Annotated in this window: 15 protein-coding genes; 14 read left to right on the top strand and 1 reads right to left on the bottom strand. The window is 37.3% G+C overall.

Translation table 11 applies throughout. The features are described 5' to 3' along the window. Positions 1 to 29: 29 nt before the first annotated feature. Positions 30 to 4,142, bottom strand: a complete 4,113-nt coding sequence (locus ACVAMZ_RS05980; RefSeq protein ID WP_461684316.1) for a glycoside hydrolase family 66 protein — start codon at positions 4,140 to 4,142, stop codon at positions 30 to 32. A gap of 261 nt (positions 4,143 to 4,403) precedes the next feature. Here ACVAMZ_RS05980 and ACVAMZ_RS05975 point away from each other — a divergent pair, with 261 nt between their 5' ends. The 14 genes from ACVAMZ_RS05975 (at position 4,404) to ACVAMZ_RS05910 (ending at position 17,672) form a co-directional block, all read left to right on the top strand. Continuing rightward, the gene (locus ACVAMZ_RS05975) at positions 4,404 to 7,301 is read left to right on the top strand and encodes an LPXTG cell wall anchor domain-containing protein (RefSeq protein ID WP_461684315.1); all 2,898 of its coding nucleotides are present in this window, start codon (positions 4,404 to 4,406) and stop codon (positions 7,299 to 7,301) included. A 149-nt stretch (positions 7,302 to 7,450) separates the two neighbouring features. Continuing rightward, positions 7,451 to 8,158 carry a glucosamine-6-phosphate deaminase gene (locus ACVAMZ_RS05970; protein WP_049495524.1) on the top strand — a complete coding sequence of 236 codons (708 nt, stop codon included), beginning with the start codon at positions 7,451 to 7,453 and terminating at the stop codon, positions 8,156 to 8,158. A gap of 101 nt (positions 8,159 to 8,259) precedes the next feature. Further along, on the top strand, positions 8,260 to 8,889 hold the full coding sequence (locus ACVAMZ_RS05965; RefSeq protein ID WP_049495523.1) for a class I SAM-dependent methyltransferase: 630 nt from the start codon (positions 8,260 to 8,262) through the stop codon (positions 8,887 to 8,889). A 32-nt stretch (positions 8,890 to 8,921) separates the two neighbouring features. Next, positions 8,922 to 9,245, top strand: coding sequence for a hypothetical protein (locus ACVAMZ_RS05960; RefSeq protein WP_320693568.1), 324 nt, complete (start codon positions 8,922 to 8,924; stop codon positions 9,243 to 9,245). A gap of 110 nt (positions 9,246 to 9,355) precedes the next feature. After that, positions 9,356 to 9,532: a 30S ribosomal protein S21 gene (gene rpsU / locus ACVAMZ_RS05955; protein WP_000048054.1), complete on the top strand. Its 177-nt coding sequence runs from the start codon at positions 9,356 to 9,358 to the stop codon at positions 9,530 to 9,532. A 244-nt stretch (positions 9,533 to 9,776) separates the two neighbouring features. After that, on the top strand, positions 9,777 to 11,615 hold the full coding sequence (locus ACVAMZ_RS05950) for an LPXTG cell wall anchor domain-containing protein (RefSeq protein ID WP_461684314.1): 1,839 nt from the start codon (positions 9,777 to 9,779) through the stop codon (positions 11,613 to 11,615). A 190-nt stretch (positions 11,616 to 11,805) separates the two neighbouring features. Next, positions 11,806 to 12,741, top strand: a complete 936-nt coding sequence (gene hprK, locus ACVAMZ_RS05945; RefSeq protein ID WP_074324899.1) for an HPr(Ser) kinase/phosphatase — start codon at positions 11,806 to 11,808, stop codon at positions 12,739 to 12,741. Next, a complete protein-coding gene (gene lgt / locus ACVAMZ_RS05940; protein WP_414277952.1) occupies positions 12,734 to 13,522 on the top strand; it encodes a prolipoprotein diacylglyceryl transferase in 789 nt (262 codons plus the stop codon). Before hprK ends, lgt begins: the two co-directional genes overlap by 8 nt. Position 13,523: 1 nt before the next feature. Continuing rightward, positions 13,524 to 13,907 carry a DUF948 domain-containing protein gene (locus ACVAMZ_RS05935; protein WP_414253492.1) on the top strand — a complete coding sequence of 128 codons (384 nt, stop codon included), beginning with the start codon at positions 13,524 to 13,526 and terminating at the stop codon, positions 13,905 to 13,907. A gap of 14 nt (positions 13,908 to 13,921) precedes the next feature. Further along, a complete protein-coding gene (locus ACVAMZ_RS05930) occupies positions 13,922 to 14,317 on the top strand; it encodes a YtxH domain-containing protein (protein ID WP_414277950.1) in 396 nt (131 codons plus the stop codon). An 85-nt stretch (positions 14,318 to 14,402) separates the two neighbouring features. Next, on the top strand, positions 14,403 to 15,533 hold the full coding sequence (gene hemW / locus ACVAMZ_RS05925) for a radical SAM family heme chaperone HemW (protein WP_414277949.1): 1,131 nt from the start codon (positions 14,403 to 14,405) through the stop codon (positions 15,531 to 15,533). 4 nt (positions 15,534 to 15,537) lie between these two features. Further along, positions 15,538 to 16,275: an acyl-ACP thioesterase domain-containing protein gene (locus tag ACVAMZ_RS05920; RefSeq protein WP_461684313.1), complete on the top strand. Its 738-nt coding sequence runs from the start codon at positions 15,538 to 15,540 to the stop codon at positions 16,273 to 16,275. A 10-nt stretch (positions 16,276 to 16,285) separates the two neighbouring features. Further along, on the top strand, positions 16,286 to 17,059 hold the full coding sequence (locus ACVAMZ_RS05915) for a TIGR01457 family HAD-type hydrolase (protein WP_414257231.1): 774 nt from the start codon (positions 16,286 to 16,288) through the stop codon (positions 17,057 to 17,059). Further along, complete coding sequence (locus ACVAMZ_RS05910; RefSeq protein WP_461684312.1) at positions 17,049 to 17,672, top strand: TIGR01906 family membrane protein; 624 nt, start codon at positions 17,049 to 17,051, stop codon at positions 17,670 to 17,672. The genes ACVAMZ_RS05915 and ACVAMZ_RS05910 overlap by 11 nt, the downstream gene beginning before the upstream one ends. The last annotated feature ends 11 nt before the right edge of the window (positions 17,673 to 17,683 follow it).

The raw sequence follows: 17,683 nt of genomic DNA, 5'->3' as shown, positions 1-17,683 counted from the left end.
ATTCCTTGGGTTTTTAAAATTATAGTAGTTTAATCTTGTTTCTTTTTATAACCGACAAGACCTGCAAATCCAGTGAGAAAAGCAAATCCAAGATATGCTAATTGGGAATTTTGCTCTCCTGTTGCAGGTAGCTGACTACCAGGTTTAATCAAAGTTCTTTCTGATTGTATTGACTCTTTTTGGCGTTCAGAACCTTGAACTTGAACTTGAGTTTGAGGTTGAACTTGAGTTTGAGTTTGAGTTTGAGGTTTAGGCTGAGGTTGAGGTTGAGGTTGAGGTTTAGGCTGAGGTTTAGGCTGAGGTTTAGGCTGAGGTTGAGGTTGAGGTTGAGGTTTAGGCTGAGGTTTAGGCTGAGGTTTAGGCTGAGGTTGAGGTTGAGGTTGAGGTTTAGGCTGAGGTTTAGGCTGAGGTTTAGGCTGAGGTTGAGGTTGAGGTTGAGGTTGAGGTTTAGGCTGAGGTTGAGGTTTAGGCTGAGGTTGAGGTTGAGGTTTAGGTTTAGGTTGAGGTTGAGGTTGAGGTTGAGGTTGAGGAGTTGGTAATTCTTTGACTTTGTATTCAAAAATCAGATCTGTAGTTCCTACTCCGACTTGGCCTGATTGTTGTGCACTGCTAATACGTTCGTATGTTTGACCATTATAAGAAATTTCGTCCGGTGCAACAGCAATGTAGGCAGAACCGTTATCTGCATTTGAAGCAATAACGATAGCTGGTTGCAATTCAGTTGTGGTGTTTTGAAGGACAAATCGTGCTATTACATTTCCTAAAGCAAGTTTGTAGTCATAAATTACTGTTTTATTTCCCTTAGATACTGTTCCTGAAACATCAGCAGAACCCTCACGATGACTAACTAAATTATAGACTAGACCGTCTTTTGTAATTACTTTTGGTGCATCTGTAGTATAGTTCGTACCAAAGTCTGCGTTTTCAGAAACTGTTTGAGAGTCTTGTAATTCGGTATCACTACCTATAATGAGGAATTGTACCGTCACTGATCCTTGAGAAATTGTATAAGTAATTGATGTATCATTAGTAGCAGAAGTTGCAGTCGGAAGAAGGTAACCCTTAGTTTCATCAAGTGGATCTACAAAGGTTAAGATTTTTCCAGTTGCATCTTTTGGTTCTAACCCTTCAATATATGGTAAAGTTGCAGTTGGCGCTGAAATAGCAGTTGGATTAGAAGAATCATTTAAATATGGAATCTCTTTAATAGCATTTGATGGTTCTTTTCCTGATGCATAACTAATTGTATAAACACCGACTGGTCGGTAGACAACAATATCAGAAATGTCATCTGATTCAGCTAGGATTCCAGTGTGAGTTCCAGATTTCTTAAGATCAGGAGTGATTGTTGCATTTGATTCCTCAGATACCACAACATATCCATTTTTGACTGGATTTTCATAATCTGCGAAAGTAGTGCCGTCTTTAGGTTCCCAATCTTCAAGTGTAGTTTCTCCAGTTACCAAATTGATAGTTCCTTTGCGGCTAAAGCTTAAACTATCTGTTTTTGAAGTGATGCCAGCTTCTTGACGATTGTGTCCATTCTTATCTTCAATCACATATGTGATGGTACGAGTCACTGTTTCAGATAAATGATTGAGATCACTAATAGATTTTCCATTTGGAGCTTTAGGAGTTGGATAGAGGCTGCCATCAGTATCTCCTGGAACAACTTGACCAACTTGAATTGGCTGTGTCTCAGAAAAATCTACGATTTTTGGAGCAAAGCGAACAATGAATTCTTGTACGCCATCACCATTAATGTTTGAAGCATCTCGGTCAAATTTTGCTTGTCCATTTTTATCAAATTCGTTCTCAACTAGTTTATAACCTTGCTTCAAATATTTAGCAATCGTATCTTTTGTTGAGTAGTCAATTTTTTCACCAGTATGACCAACAAAGTCTTTTGAACGTTCCAGTTCTTTACCAGTTTCATCTTGATAAATTACACGGGCAACCTCATTGAGTTTGACATAGAGCATATCCCACACATCAAGGCTAGGAACATCAATTGCAGCCATCCATTGTCCCGCACCGCTATCGTAATATACGTTGGCAGTAGTTTCACGAAGTTTAATATTATACTTTCCTTCTACAGCATCTGGGGTAGCCCAATAGATATTCGCATGTTCGGCCTGATCTTTTGTGATTTTTCCAAGTGGAACAAAGGCTTGGATGTTAGTCAGTTTGGTAGTGGAATTAACAGCACTATTCCATTTGTTTTCAGTAATTCCAACTAAATTAATTAAATGAGCAATTCGGTCACCAGTTTTAGTTTCTTTTGTGATGGTATAGACAGTGCCTGGTCGAACACCATCTGAATTATCAAGATTAGAACCGATAAAGTTACCATTTACAAGAACATTTGTATTGTCTCCAATACGACGAGTATCATGTGCTAAGGTTTCGCGCCCACGAAGGAGTTCCTGATAAGCAACGATGAATTCTTGGTAGTTGAATTCTGCATTCGCAAAATCAGCATTGACTGGTAAGTTTTGATTGAGGTACCATTCAGCCTGAATAACACCAAAACCTTTTTCATCTTGAGATGTATTGAGAGCAGCAGTGGTCATATGATAACCTCCACTTGCTGCAATAATTGCATCTGTTAGTAATTCATTGTCTTTGCTGAGTTTTGCTGCATGTTGTTCACGGTGTGTATAAGCAGCGATAATTGGAGATTTTCCGTTGTATAAATCTCGCATACGCTCAGTCAAGCGTGTTAAGGCTTGGTAGGTAGAATCATAGGCGATGCTATCTCCCCAAACTTCCGCGTAAGGTGCAGAGACATTGGTTTTTCCTAATCGATCAGCATCTCCAGTAGAGATATCGTTGATCATGAAGTCATAGCCTTCTTTTTTGAGGGCCTCTGTTGCAGCTGCGGCTAGTTTTGGATAGTTTTCACTTAAAGAGAAAGCTTTTCCAGGTTCGTTAACTTTTTCAACCAAGTTAGTCCCCATAGTGTCTCCTTGCCAACCATCGAAGCCGCCTTCTTTCATGGCTTTTAACATCACATTGATGATAAAGTTTTGCCAGTTTGGATCTCCTGGATCTAGAAATTGTTGGATGTCTGTTGCTGTAATATCACCAGTCTTTCCAAAGTTGAAGTGATCTTGCAAGTTGCGTACGATCGCACTTTTTACTTGGTCTGGGATTTTTTCATCAAGAGACACAGCGTAAATCATATTATAAAGCATAGCTTTAGCACCAGTTGAATGGACATGAGAAACCAACTCTTTTACAGCTTCTGTGTCAATAACCGGTAAGTATGTTTTACGTTTTTCGGGATCTGTTTCATCTTTCGGAATCAAGAAAGTAGCCCAATCTTGAGTGAATCGTTCAACATTAGCTGGGAATGGGTTTGCAGGTGTATTATAAACGTCATAGAAGAAGTAGTTATTGATGTGCATATTGGCCAATTGGTCAATACTATTTTTATATCCTTCTACTTGATCTTTTGTGATTGAATTGTGATTGTCTTTTGAACCTGCAACAACACCATAACGTGGATATACAGTCCAATCATCTTCGACTGATAGACCAGCTACTTTGTGAAGTTCTTGTTTTCCATCAGCATTCTTTCCAATGATGTCAATGAGATAACCAGAATTTGGAGAGAAGACAGAGTTTGGAATGACAAGTGAATTTCCTGGAGCATTCTTCAACTCATAAATGACTTTGTCTAAATGAGATACTGTCAAATCAGATGAAGTTACGTTAGGATTATTGATTGAGATGCTAACATCCTCACCACTTTTATATGTAGCCTTGTTAAATGTTACATCGTTTTGGATTTTTGGAGTGTTATAAGTGCTTGTTGTAGATGAAGTACTAGCCGTTGTGGGTTCAGTTGTACTTGAAGTTTGAGGCAAAGTTGATGTCTCTTCGCTTGAAGAAGTCTTTGGGGTTTCCTCACTAGTTGTTGTAGTAGGTTGCTCACTAGTGGTCTCAGTACTAGTGGCTGGTTGACTTGATGTAGTTACGTTTGTAGATAAAGTTGTAGTTGAAGCAACTTCATCTGCCATAGCAACAGAACTTAACATTAAAGAACCAAAGACCGTAATCATAGATACAAGTACTTTATTCCGCTTACGGAAATAGCCGTGACCTTTTTCTTGAGAAAAGTTATTTGAAGATTTCATTATATCCCCCAATCATTAAATTTTGTTAGTTGAAATTATACGACATATCATAGGAAAATGTCAACAAAAACGTAAATTTTTTGAAATCAAAATGAAAAACCCCTAAAAAAACCCCTAAAAATAAAGTGAAAAAAGTTTGAAAAAAATATATAAAAATACTTGACTTTTTAAATTATTTTTGTTACGATTTTTCTGACTTCGAAGAACAAAAATTCTTTTTGCTTGAGAAGCATAAAAAAACCATTTAAAAAGGAGTTTGTCATGTCATCGTTAAAGAATAATAAAACGATTAAATATGCCTTGAGAAAAACCTCAGTTGCCTTTGGTTCTGTTGCAGTTGCAACAGTGATTGCTGTTGCAGGTATTGCTACAGTATCTGCCGATGAAACTTCATCAGCAACTACACCTGTTACTTCAACTACAACAGTAGCTGGAGAAGAAACAAAAGAAGTTGCGGCTCCAGAGAAGTTGGAAGAAGCTAAAACTGCTGCCACAAATGAAGGTCTTGAAGTTAAAGAAACTGAGACTAAAAAGCAAGATTCTGAGGAAGCTGCTGCTAAAGATTACGAAAAACAAGTTACTGATATTAATAAAACTGTAGCTGATTATAAAGCTGAAGTGGCAGCAAATCAAGAAGCTTACGAAAAAGAAAAAGCTGAAGTTGATGCTAAAAATGCTGCTACACAAGCAAACTACGATAAAGAGCTTGCAGCTTACAACGAAAAACTTACTGCTTACGAAAAAGAATTGACTGAAAAAACAGCAGAAAAAACAGCAGTAGAAAAAAGTAATGAAGAAGCACGTGTTGCTTATGAAAAAGCGCTTGAAGAATATAACACAGCTCTTGCAGCATATAATGCATCTGTAAAAGCAAATCAAGAAGCTACTGAAAGTAATAAATTAGCTCAAGCAGATTATGAAGCTAAATTAGCTGAATACAAGACTAAAAAAGCTGTTTATGATGAAGCGCAAGCTGCTTACTTGATTGAACTTGAAATTTACAACAAGAAAAAAGCACAATACGATGATGCTAAAGATGCCTTCAATAAGATGGTTGCAGAGCGTGGTGGAAATCCTGAGAAATACAAACAAGATTTGACATTCCTCTCTGAAGAACTTGCTGATGGCGAAACAACTAAAATCACACACCAAACAACTGGATTAACAACTTACTTGACAAAAGAAGGTCATTCTCGTATGTACGGCGATGGGAAAGCTACAAAAATGTATGAAACAAAGAATCTTCAAGATTCTGATTTGACAACTACAAATCCATATGCCAACAATGAAATTGAGTGGGGAGTTGTAAAAGTCGGAGACAAATTTGATGTGACATACACAGGACTTACTCAAGCTAAAATTGTAAAAGGTAGCGAAGAAAAACGTATTGCAAAAGTTGTTTATAAATACGAAGTGAAGAGCCTTCCATCATCAGATGGAAAAGGAATCGTTCAAATTTATAACGATCCAGCAGTTACAATGACAATTGGTAGCTCAACAGATACTGAAAACCCAGTAACTGTTGGTGTTGACATTGAGTTTTACGATGAAAATGACCAATTAATTGATTTGTCACAACACAATGCAATCCTTGCCCTTAACTCACTTAACCACTGGAATGGTGCATCTTATGTTGAAAATGACAAACCTCGTCCTCTAGTTGTTGAAGCTAAAGATAGCGAAGGCAATACAGTTCGTGGAACTTGGGATCCATATTCAGATGGAACTGAACCAAAACTCGATGGTGCAAACGTTGTTGTGAAAAGCGGTAAAGCTGACTTCGGTAGTGCAGAAGTTGATATCAATGCTGATAATCCTTTGAAAATTGTTGCTCAAAAAGCAACATGGGTTGATGATGCCTTCAAAGTAACTGAAGAAACAACAGTTGATGCTACAACAGTGAACGCATCTGGTGGCGGAAATGGTCACTCAGTTGGTACTGAAGATTACACATTTGGTGATAAATCAGATGTTATCGGTTCTTACACTGTAGACGCTACATCAGGTGTTTTGAGATACACACCAAAAATGAAACACCAAGATACTCCTCACGTTGAGTCTGTAAACATTGGTGACAAAGAGTTTATTAAACTTCCAAATTCAAGTGTAGACCAAGATTCATCTACAAAAGAAGTATCTGCTAAAGAACAAAACCAATACATGGATCAAGGTGCTACATTTAATGCAGACTCTTCAAGTCAAACTAAGGGTTGGGATGATCCTACGAGCCCTTACCTTTACTATGGTGGTGCTGCTGTTATTTTGAAAGATGGTCATCTTGAATTTACAGCAAAAGGTGCTAACGCAACAGGCGAAGCAACTATCTATTGGTTCTCTATCAACTCAAACGTTGGCTTCCCTCAAGATCCAGGTGAAGAGCCAGTTAAACCGACAGAACCAACACCTCCAGTTAAACCTGAAAAACCAGAATTGACAGAAGTACCAACTGTTAAAGAAAAACCAGTTCCACCGACAGAACCAGAATATAAAACTGTACCTGTCTTACCAAGTGAACCGGTTAAACCGGAAGCACCTGAGTTGCTGAAGGATCCTGTTAAGAAAGAAACAGAAAAACCAGTTGTTGAATGGAATAAAAATGTTGTGCTTATCAAGGAAAATGAAAAACCACAACCTAAGCCAGAGCCTAAGCCAGAACCAAAACCAGAGCCTAAGCCAGAACCAAAACCAGAGCCTAAGCCAGAACCAAAACCAGAGCCTAAACCAGAGCCTAAGCCAGAACCAAAACCAGAGCCTAAGCCAGAACCAAAACCAGAGCCTAAGCCAGAACCAAAACCAGAGCCTAAGCCAGAACCAAAACCAGAGCCTAAGCCAGAACCAAAACCAGAGCCTAAGCCAGAACCAAAACCAGAGCCTAAGCCAGAACCAAAACCAGAGCCTAAGCCAGAACCAAAACCAGAGCCTAAGCCAGAACCAAAACCAGAGCCTAAGCCAGAACCAAAACCAGAGCCTAAGCCAGAACCAAAACCAGAGCCTAAGCCAGAACCAAAACCAGAGCCTAAGCCAGAACCAAAACCAGAATCATCTAAGAAATCATTGCCAAATACTGGTTCAGTTGAACAATCATTCATGACTTATTCAGCACTTATTGGTTTAGCTACTGCCGGTTATGCTTTGTCAAGAAAGAAAAAAGAAGACTAATTCATTCTGACAATTTAAAAAGAGAAGACTAGTTTAGTCTTCTCTTTTTTTTAACATTCTCCTATAAAATTTAAAATATTAAACCGTTTTCACTTGACAAAAATTGGTCTATACCATATAATGAAATAAAGAAATATGGAGGAACAATTATGAAAGTTATTCAAGTAAAAAATCCTGAAGAAGGTGGAAAAGTAGCTTTTGAAATTTTAAAAGAAAAGTTAGCAAACGGTGCTCAAACATTAGGACTTGCGACAGGTAGCAGTCCACTTGAGTTTTATGGAGAAATCGTTAAGAGTGACCTTGATTTTTCAAATCTTACAAGTGTTAACTTGGATGAATATGTAGGTCTTGATGGAGATAACCCACAATCTTATCGTTACTTTATGCAAGAAAATCTATTCAATAAAAAGCCATTCAAAGAAAGCTTTTTACCGCGTGGTGTAAAAGATAATGCAGAAGAAGAAGTAGAACGTTATAATCAAATTCTTGCAGATCATCCAGTAGATTTACAAATCTTGGGAATTGGCCGAAATGGACATATTGGATTTAATGAGCCAGGAACTCCATTTGATAGTCAAACACACCTTGTAGATCTTGATCAGTCTACTATTGAAGCAAATGCTCGCTTCTTTGATAAGATTGAAGATGTACCAACACAAGCTATCTCAATGGGCATTAAGAACATTTTAGACGCTAAGTCTATCCTTCTATTTGCTTATGGAGAGTCAAAAGCAGAAGCTATCGCTGGAACTGTTGAAGGTCCAGTTACTGAAAGTCTTCCAGCAAGTAGTTTGCAGAACCATCCAGATGTAACTATTATTGCGGATGCTGGAGCACTCAGCCTGCTTGAAAAATAAATTCACAACCACTTGCTCTTTGTAGTGAGTGGTTTTTTACTTCAAATGTTCACTATCCTGCTAAAGTGGTATAATATAGCTATATAAAGGAGGTTCGAACTTTGATTTATATAATCGGTTTTATTTGTTTTTTACTTTTAATGTTACTGTTTTATCGTCTCATTCAGCAATCAAAGAACCCTTCAGGTATTCTAGGAAAACGAATGATGAAATTGTGGAATAGAGCCTATCTCCCCATGTTTGTATGGGCAATTCGTCATCTGGATAGGACATTTTACCCTGTAATCTTAGATGTAGGAGTTGGGAACGGCCGTTCAACCATCCTACTGAAAGAAACTTTTCCGCAAAGTACTATAACTGGAATCGATATTTCAGATACCGCAATAGCTCAAGCCAAACAGATAGAGATGACTAATCTAAATTTTGAACGAAGAGACGTTAGGGAGACAGGTTTTTCTGATGAAAGTGTTGATTTAATCACAGCCTTTCAAACTCATTTTCATTGGCAGAATCTAGAGGCTTCTTTTATGGAAATTCGAAGAATACTCAAATCAGACGGGATGCTCTTACTGGCTTGTGAATATAACAAGTTATCTTACTTTTTACCAGAGGTTCAAAGCGAAGAAGCATTTAGACGATTCTTGTTATCAGTAGGCTTTGAGCTCGTAACTAGTCAAAGAAAGGGATCGTGGATCCTTTATAAAATTCGTAAAGGATTTGTTAAAAAGTAGCTTTTTTAAAATCTTTTACAGGAGGAATCAGAATGAATACGAAGAATAGGAATTTGATAGAAGATAATAAAAAGGCTGAAAACCAAAGCTTTCTCTATTATTTACACGAGGAAAAAGTATTTGATAGGCAGTCGCTGGCTGATTTATGTCACTACGTAGAAAAGATCGATTCTATTAGTATAGATCAGCTGAGGGATTTGCATTTTATTGAAAATCAAATTCTTCGTCATCTGGTATATCATTTTGATAGCAATGACTTGAGTAAGATTTCAAATCTTCCTGATGAATATTGGGAATATATTGAATCTTTTGAACAAGCAGTAACAAAGTTGTATGATTTGATAAAGTATAGGTAAGAAAGTAATTAATAAACTGGAAAATAGGAATAAATGTAGGCTTCCCCTTGACATTTATTCATTATGCATGTAAAATAGAATAGATCTTGAACTTGAAGGGAGTGAAAAAAATGTCTAAAACAGTAGTACGTAAGAATGAATCTCTTGACGATGCACTTCGTCGTTTCAAACGTGCGGTTACTAAAGCTGGTACTCTTCAAGAAACACGCAAACGTGAATTCTATGAAAAACCTTCTGTAAAACGTAAACGTAAATCAGAAGCAGCTCGTAAACGTAAAAAATTCTAATTGAAGTGAAAGGCTAGACTTGTCTAGTCTTTTTTGTATTCTTAAGACCCGAATAATTTTACATGTTTCAATGATTATTTAGGAATTGGATAAAAATCAAACTTAAGGGTGTAATAACTGAATATTATAACTCTATTTACTTTTATTTGGCATTTAAAATAATCATTCGTTTTAGTTGATTTTAATTGAAAAATAGAGTAAAATTATGCTGAAATAGTGTAATTTTACACGGAGGTAAATGGGGATGAAAAACCAGAAAAGGTTTGGAAAATTATTAATCACTTTATTGTCTACAGGTGTGCTTTTGGCCACTCTTCAAAGTCAAGAAATCATCACTGCTGAAGAAACAACGACAGCTGAGCAAATTTCTACAACAAGTGCTGAAGCAACAACTGTTGCAGAAGCGACAACAACTGCTGAATCAGCAACAAGTGCAGAAGCAACAACAGCTACAGAAACTCCAGCACGTGCTGCTAAAGAAGTAAATGCACAAGTGACTGGTACTATAAAAAATCATGACATTAAATATTATGAATACTATACAGATGTAGACCTTTCTTTTTCAATTACAGATGATGATGTGAAAGAAGGCGACTATGTTACAGTTACATTAGAAAACGTCGCTGTCTTAAATCAACTAAATGGCAAGGATGTCACTTACGAAGGTAAGACAATTGGTAAAATTTCAATTGTTTCGTTTGAAAACGTCAATAAAGCACGTCAAGGTTCAAACGATACAGCTCAAATGCGACAAGCTCAATTGGAATCAACACGCGCGACATTAAAAATTACATTTACGAAAGCTATTGAAGCTGAAAAACCAGATGTATTGAAACAAGTCAAGTTCCAAATTAAATCAGATAACGCTTATAATGGAGCTGTAATCGCAAATAAAGACTACACTTTAAACCAAGTGATTAAAGTGGGGTCTTCTTCTGTGACAAGTACAGTAGATATTCCGAAAGTAGAACAATTTGCAACCGATACAAACTCAATTAACATGCCACCTTCTGGAAATACAATTAAGTTCAAGGCTGATGGTTCATATGAAACATATACAGAATTCCAAGTTCGTGGAAGTGAAGGTATGAAAGTTGGTTCAACTGTTGAACTAGAATTCAACGATGCTTCAGGAATTGAGTGGAAAACAAGTGGTGATACTGCACTCAAAGTTGGAGATACTTTTACTTCAAGATTTATCTTGCCTGTATATAGTACATATGAAGTCAATAAATATGGTGCATATGTATTCCCGACAGGTGTTGAGCCAACATTCAAAGTAACTTCTATCTCTGAAAAGAAAATAACAATGGAAATGATTTCAGGAGATGTTCCAAAAGAATTAGGTGTATTCTTCGGTGTTGGTCAAAACCGTATTAATATCATCGATAAATCTAAGATTGATCTTGAAAAAATGCAATATGATGTTTCGAAAGTAGCTACGGCAACTATTGATGGGAAAGATTCAAAGGGTATCTATATTTACCGTATCATTAATGACTCTGCAGGTGCACAATTAGTTCTTGATACGCTTGTCACAGACTACAAAGATATCGATACAAAAGAAAATCTTAAACCACAGGATAAGGGTTGGAAAGATCCAGCTACTATTGATGGTTATGAGTTTGTAAAAACAGAAAAAGATCGTGAAGGAAATCGTATCCACTGGTATAAAAAAGTTGAACAAACTACGACAACAACTAGTACTACAACTACCACGACAACAACAGAAGAGCCAACAACAACCACGACTACAACAACCCAAGAGCCAACAACAACCACGACTACAACGACAGTTGGGCAAACTACAACAACCACAACAACCCAAGAGCCAACAACCACTACAACAACAGCTGAGTCAACAACGACTACAACAACAGGTGAGACAACTCCAGGTAAATCAAGCGAAGAAACAACTTCAGGCAAAACAACTGAAGAAACAAAACCTGAGACTACGTCTACAACAGTTGAACCTAAAAAAGAATTACCAAATACAGGTTCTAAAGAATCATTGTTTGCAACAGGTGTAGCACTCTTGGTAGCTGGTCTTGGAGTATTGGGCTTAAAGAAAAAAGATAACTAAAGTCCATTATTTATGATTTAATTAAACTGTTAAAAAATTAGAAGGGATTAGGCAATATTTCATTGTCTAGTCCCTTTTTGTATGGTTCAAATATTATCAGTCAAATAAATAGCGTAAAGACTGTAAAAAATATAAACTTATTCCGACAATCTGATATAATAGTAAGAGAACTCGATTTAAGGAGAAATATATGTCGGTTTCAGTAAAAGAAGTAATTGAGAAGCTTAGATTAGACATTGTCTATGGGGAGCCTGAATTACTTGAAAAGGAAATTAATACTGCAGATATAACGCGACCTGGTCTTGAAATGACAGGCTATTTTGATTACTATACTCCAGAGCGTATTCAATTGTTGGGGATGAAGGAATGGTCTTATCTGATCAGTATGTCTTCTCACAACCGTTATACTGTTTTGAAAAAAATGTTCCTACCAGAAACACCTGCGGTCATCGTTGCCCGTGGTTTGGTGGTTCCAGAGGAAATGTTGAAGGCTGCTAGAGAATGTAAAATTGCGATTTTAACTAGTCGTACAGCAACCAGTCGTTTGTCTGGAGAACTATCTAGCTATCTTGATTCACGTTTAGCGGAACGTACAAGTGTACATGGGGTCCTAATGGATATCTATGGTATGGGTGTTTTGATTCAAGGTGATAGTGGAATCGGTAAGAGTGAGACAGGTTTAGAACTAGTTAAACGTGGTCACCGTTTGGTAGCAGACGATCGGGTAGATATCTATTCTAAGGATGAAATGACTCTCTGGGGTGAACCTGCTGAAATCTTGAAACATCTGATCGAAATTCGTGGAGTAGGGATCATCGATGTCATGAGTCTATACGGTGCCAGTGCCGTTAAGGATTCTTCACAAGTTCAGCTAGCTGTTTATTTGGAAAATTATGATACAAATAAGACCTTTGATCGCTTAGGAAATAATGCTGAAGAACTAGAAGTTTCTGGAGTTACCATTCCACGTATCCGCATCCCAGTTAAAACAGGGCGCAATATTTCTGTTGTTATCGAGGCGGCAGCTATGAATTATCGTGCAAAAGACATGGGCTTTGATGCGACGCGTCTGTTTGAAGAAAGATTGACGAAATTAATTGAAAAGAACGAGGTGCAAAATGATTGATCCAGTTGCTTTTCAAATAGGTCCATTTGCCATTAGATGGTATGCACTTTGTATCGTTTCAGGCCTTATCTTAGCGGTATATTTGGCAAGTAAAGAAGCTCCTAAAAAGAAAATCTTATCAGAAGATATTCTGGACTTTATCTTAGTGGCTTTCCCTTTGTCAATCATCGGCGCGAGACTTTACTATGTTATTTTTAAATTTGACTATTATAGCCAACATTTAGGGGAGATATTTGCTGTCTGGAATGGTGGTCTTGCTATTTACGGCGGTCTAATTACCGGAGCGATTGTACTTTATATTTTCGCAGACCGTAAATTAATCAATACCTGGGATTTCTTGGATATTGCAGCTCCGAGCGTTATGATTGCTCAGAGTCTAGGACGTTGGGGGAATTTCTTTAACCAAGAAGCCTACGGAGCAGCCGTTGAAAATCTTGATTACTTACCTGGTTTTATTAAGAACCAGATGTATATTGATGGTTCTTATCGTCAACCAACCTTCCTATACGAATCTATCTGGAACCTGATTGGTTTTGCATTAATTATTATTTTTAGACGCCGATTAAATGGTATTCGTCGTGGTCATATAACAGCCTTTTACTTAATTTGGTATGGTTTTGGACGTATGATTATTGAGGGTATGCGTACAGATAGTCTCATGTTCTTTGGACTTCGAGTATCTCAGTGGTTGTCTGTTCTATTAATTGGACTTGGTATTTATATTATCGTTTATCAAAATCGGAAAAAAGCATCATTTTATAATGTAAAAAAGGAGAATTAAAATGTTAGAAGTTGCTTATATCATTGTGGCAATTGCCTTGGTTGTATTCTTAGTTTATTTGATTATAACCCTTCAAAAAGTTGGTCGTGTAATCGATGAAACTGAAAATACTGTTAAAACGCTAACTTCAGATGTGAATGTCACTCTACATCACACAAACGAACTGCTTGCAAAGGTCAATGTTCTTGCTGATGATATCAATGTCAAAGTTGCAACCATTGATCCACTCTTTACAGCTGTTGCAGACCTTTCTGTTTCTGTCTCTGACTTAAATGAGCAGGCTCGTGTCTTGAGTAAAAAAGCATCATCTGCAGGTTCAAAAACATTAAAGACTAGTGCAGGCTTATCTGCCGTTCGTATTGCAAGTAAATTTTTTAAAAAATAAAAAGGAGATAACTCATGGGTAAATTATCATCAATCCTTTTAGGAACCGTTTCTGGTGTTGCAGTTGCCTTATTCCTAACAAGTGAAAAAGGGAAACGTGTGACTAGTCAAGCACAAGACTTTATTGAAGATCTAAAAGAAGACCCTGAATACGCTAAAGAACAAGTCTGCGAAAAGCTGACTGATGTCAAAGATCAAACCAAAGAATTTGTTCTTAAAACAAAGGAACAAATAGAATCAGGCGAAATTACCTTGGATTCAGTTCTTGAAAAATCTAAATCTTTAGCTCAACAAGCTACTGAAGCTTCAAAAGAGACCTTGAATAATCTCAAGGAACAATTGGAAGAAAAAGTAGTTGTTGAAGACCAAGAAGATGGTCAAGAAATTGTCATCGAAATCGAAGAAGACTAAAATAGAATCACTATTCTTGATTTTCTAAAGAATCAGGAATGGTGATTTTTTTCTTGAGGGAAGTCTTTGTGGTATAATAAATACTATGCAGAAGAAACCAACATCAGCTTACGTGCACATTCCATTTTGTACACAAATCTGTTATTATTGTGACTTTTCAAAGGTCTTTATTAAAAATCAACCAGTAGACACCTATCTAGAACATCTACTGCAAGAATTTCATTCTTATGATATTCAGAAGTTGCGTACTCTTTATATTGGAGGTGGGACACCGACAGCCTTGTCCGCTTCTCAATTAGAAGTTTTGCTGGATGGTTTGACTAAGAATCTGGATTTGTCTGTTTTAGAAGAATTAACAATTGAGGCTAATCCCGGTGATTTGGATGAGGATAAGATTGCAGTTTTGAAAGATTCAGCAGTTAATCGTGTTTCATTGGGTGTGCAGACCTTTGATGACAAAATGCTGAAAAAGATTGGTCGTAGTCATTTGGAGAAAGATATTTATGAAAATATTGACCGTCTCAAGTTAGCAGGATTTGATAATATTTCTATTGACTTGATTTACGCTCTTCCAAGTCAGACTATGGACCAGGTCAAGGACAATGTTGCCAAGGCCATCGCTCTTGATATACCTCATATGAGCCTTTATAGTTTGATTCTAGAAAACCATACGGTCTTTATGAATCGTATGCGTCGTGGGAAATTACCACTTCCTAAAGAAGAAGTAGAAGCTGAAATGTTCGAATATATCATTGCTGAATTAGAGCGTGCTGGTTTTGAGCATTATGAAATTTCAAATTTTTCAAAACCTGGCTTTGAAAGTCGTCACAATCTTATGTACTGGGATAATGCTGAGTATTATGGTATAGGTGCAGGTGCGTCTGGCTATGTAAACGGTGTTCGCTATAAAAACCATGGGCCAATCCGCCATTATCTAAAGGCAGTAGAAGAAGGCAATGCTCGCATCAATGAGGAACACCTGAGTCTAAGGGAACAAATGGAAGAAGAGATGTTTCTTGGACTTCGCAAGAAGACAGGAGTTTCAAAAGCAAGATTCGAAGAAAAATTTGGCACATCTTTTGAAAATTTATATGGTCAAGTTGTAAGAGATTTATGTCATCAAGGTCTTTTACAAGTAGAAGGTCAACAAATACGAATGACAAAAAAAGGTCTCTTTTTAGGAGATACAGTAGCAGAAAGATTTATATTGGAGTAGAATTATGGGCTTAACTTATCAAATGAAGATGAAAATTCCTTTCGATATGGCTGACATGAACGGTCATATCAAGCTACCAGATGTGATTTTGTTATCTTTGCAGGTATCAGGAATGCAGTCAATTGAACTGGGAGTAAGTGACAAGGATGTTTTAGAACAGTACAATCTAGTCTGGATTATCACAGATTATGACATCGATGTGGTTCGTTTGCCTCGTTTTGCTGAGGAGATTACGATTGAAACAGAAGCCTTGACTTATAACCGTCTTTTTTGCTATCGCCGATTTACCATTTACGATGAAACTGGTCAAGAAATCATCCACATGGTAGCTACCTTTGTCCTCATGGATCGTGAGAGTCGTAAGGTCCACCCTGTAGAACCAGAAATTGTTGCCCCTTATCAATCTGAATTTTCTAAAAAACTGATCCGTGGACCAAAATACCAAGAGCTAGAAGAAGCAATCAGCAAGGACTATCATGTTCGTTTTTACGACTTGGATATGAATGGGCATGTCAATAACAGCAAATACCTAGATTGGATCTTTGAGGTTATGGGAGCAGATTTTCTGACCAACCATATCCCTAAAAAAATCAACCTCAAATATGTCAAGGAAGTTCGACCAGGTGGTATGATTACTTCTAGTTACGAATTGAATGGACTAGAAAGTAATCACCAAGTCACAAGTGATGGCGACATCAATGCTCAGGCAAAGATAACTTGGCAAGAAATTAAAAAAGATTAGAAGGAAATATATGACTTATAAAGGCTATTTAATCGATTTAGACGGAACAATTTATAAGGGAAAAGATAGAATACCAGCAGGAGAAGCTTTTGTTCACGAGTTACAAAAGAGAGAGATTCCCTATCTTTTTGTAACAAATAATACCACTCGTACACCTGAAAGTGTCCAAGAGATGTTAGCCAATCAGTTTAACATCGACACACCTGTATCAACTATCTATACTGCAACCTTAGCGACTATTGATTATATGAATGATCTAGGACTTGAAAAGACAGTCTATGTCATCGGAGAAGCAGGGCTTAAGGAAGCGATTCAAGCAGCAGGCTACGTGGAAGATAAAGAAAATCCAGCCTATGTGGTTGTTGGTCTAGACTGGCAAGTAGACTATGAAAAATTTGCTACGGCAACCCTAGCTATCCATAAAGGTGCTCACTTTATCGGTACTAACCCAGATTTAAATATTCCAACTGAACGTGGTCTTTTGCCTGGTGCTGGTTCACTGATTACTCTTCTCGAAGCAGCAACTCGCGTAAAAGCAGTTTACATTGGGAAGCCAAACGCTATTATTATGGATAAGGCTGTTGAACACTTAGGACTTGAGCGTCAAGAAATTGTCATGGTCGGGGACAATTATCTGACTGATATTCGAGCGGGTATTGACAATGGGATTCCGAGCCTTTTGGTGACGACAGGGTTTACAAAACCTGAAGAAGTAGCTGATTTACCAATCGCCCCAACCCATGTCCTCTCAAGTCTTGCGGAGTGGAATTTCGATGAAAACTAAGTTTACTTTTGGTGGGAGTCTTCTCTTTCTTCTCTCCCTTGCCATTTTATTGACCATTTATCTAGCTTGGTTGGTTTACCCTCTGGAGATTTCTTGGTTAAATCTGACCAGCCGTATTCCTTTCCAATCTCAGACCATCCAACATAACTTTAATGTGTTGATGAATTATTTGACCAATCCATTGAGTCAAGTATTGGCAATGCCAGATTTTCCTTCGTCTGCCTCAGGAATTCATCATTTTGCGGTTGTCAAGGGATTGTTCCATCTGGCTCAAGGAGTAGCAATCGTAACGCTGCCGATTTTCTATTTTTTTTGGAAACAGGTCATTCAAAAAGGTTTTCTATCTCTTTATCGTAGAGGTCTCTTGATTATGCTGTCTTTACCTTTGGTTCTTGGTTTAGTTGGTGTCTTCATTGGTTTTGAACAATTCTTTACCTTGTTTCATCAGATTCTATTTGTAGGTGATGATACCTGGCTTTTTGATCCTGCAAAAGATTCAGTTATTCTCATCCTACCAGAGAATTTTTTCTTGCATGCCTTTCTCCTATTTTTCTGCTTGTATGAATTGATTTTTGGATTTATGTATCTTAAAAGTCGAAAAACAGGCAATTAAAAGAATAAATG

The sequence above is a fragment of the Streptococcus sp. KHUD_017 genome (assembly GCF_054861245.1).
Note: the sequence above shows the minus strand (reverse complement) of the source record. Positions and strands in the feature narration are given on the sequence as shown.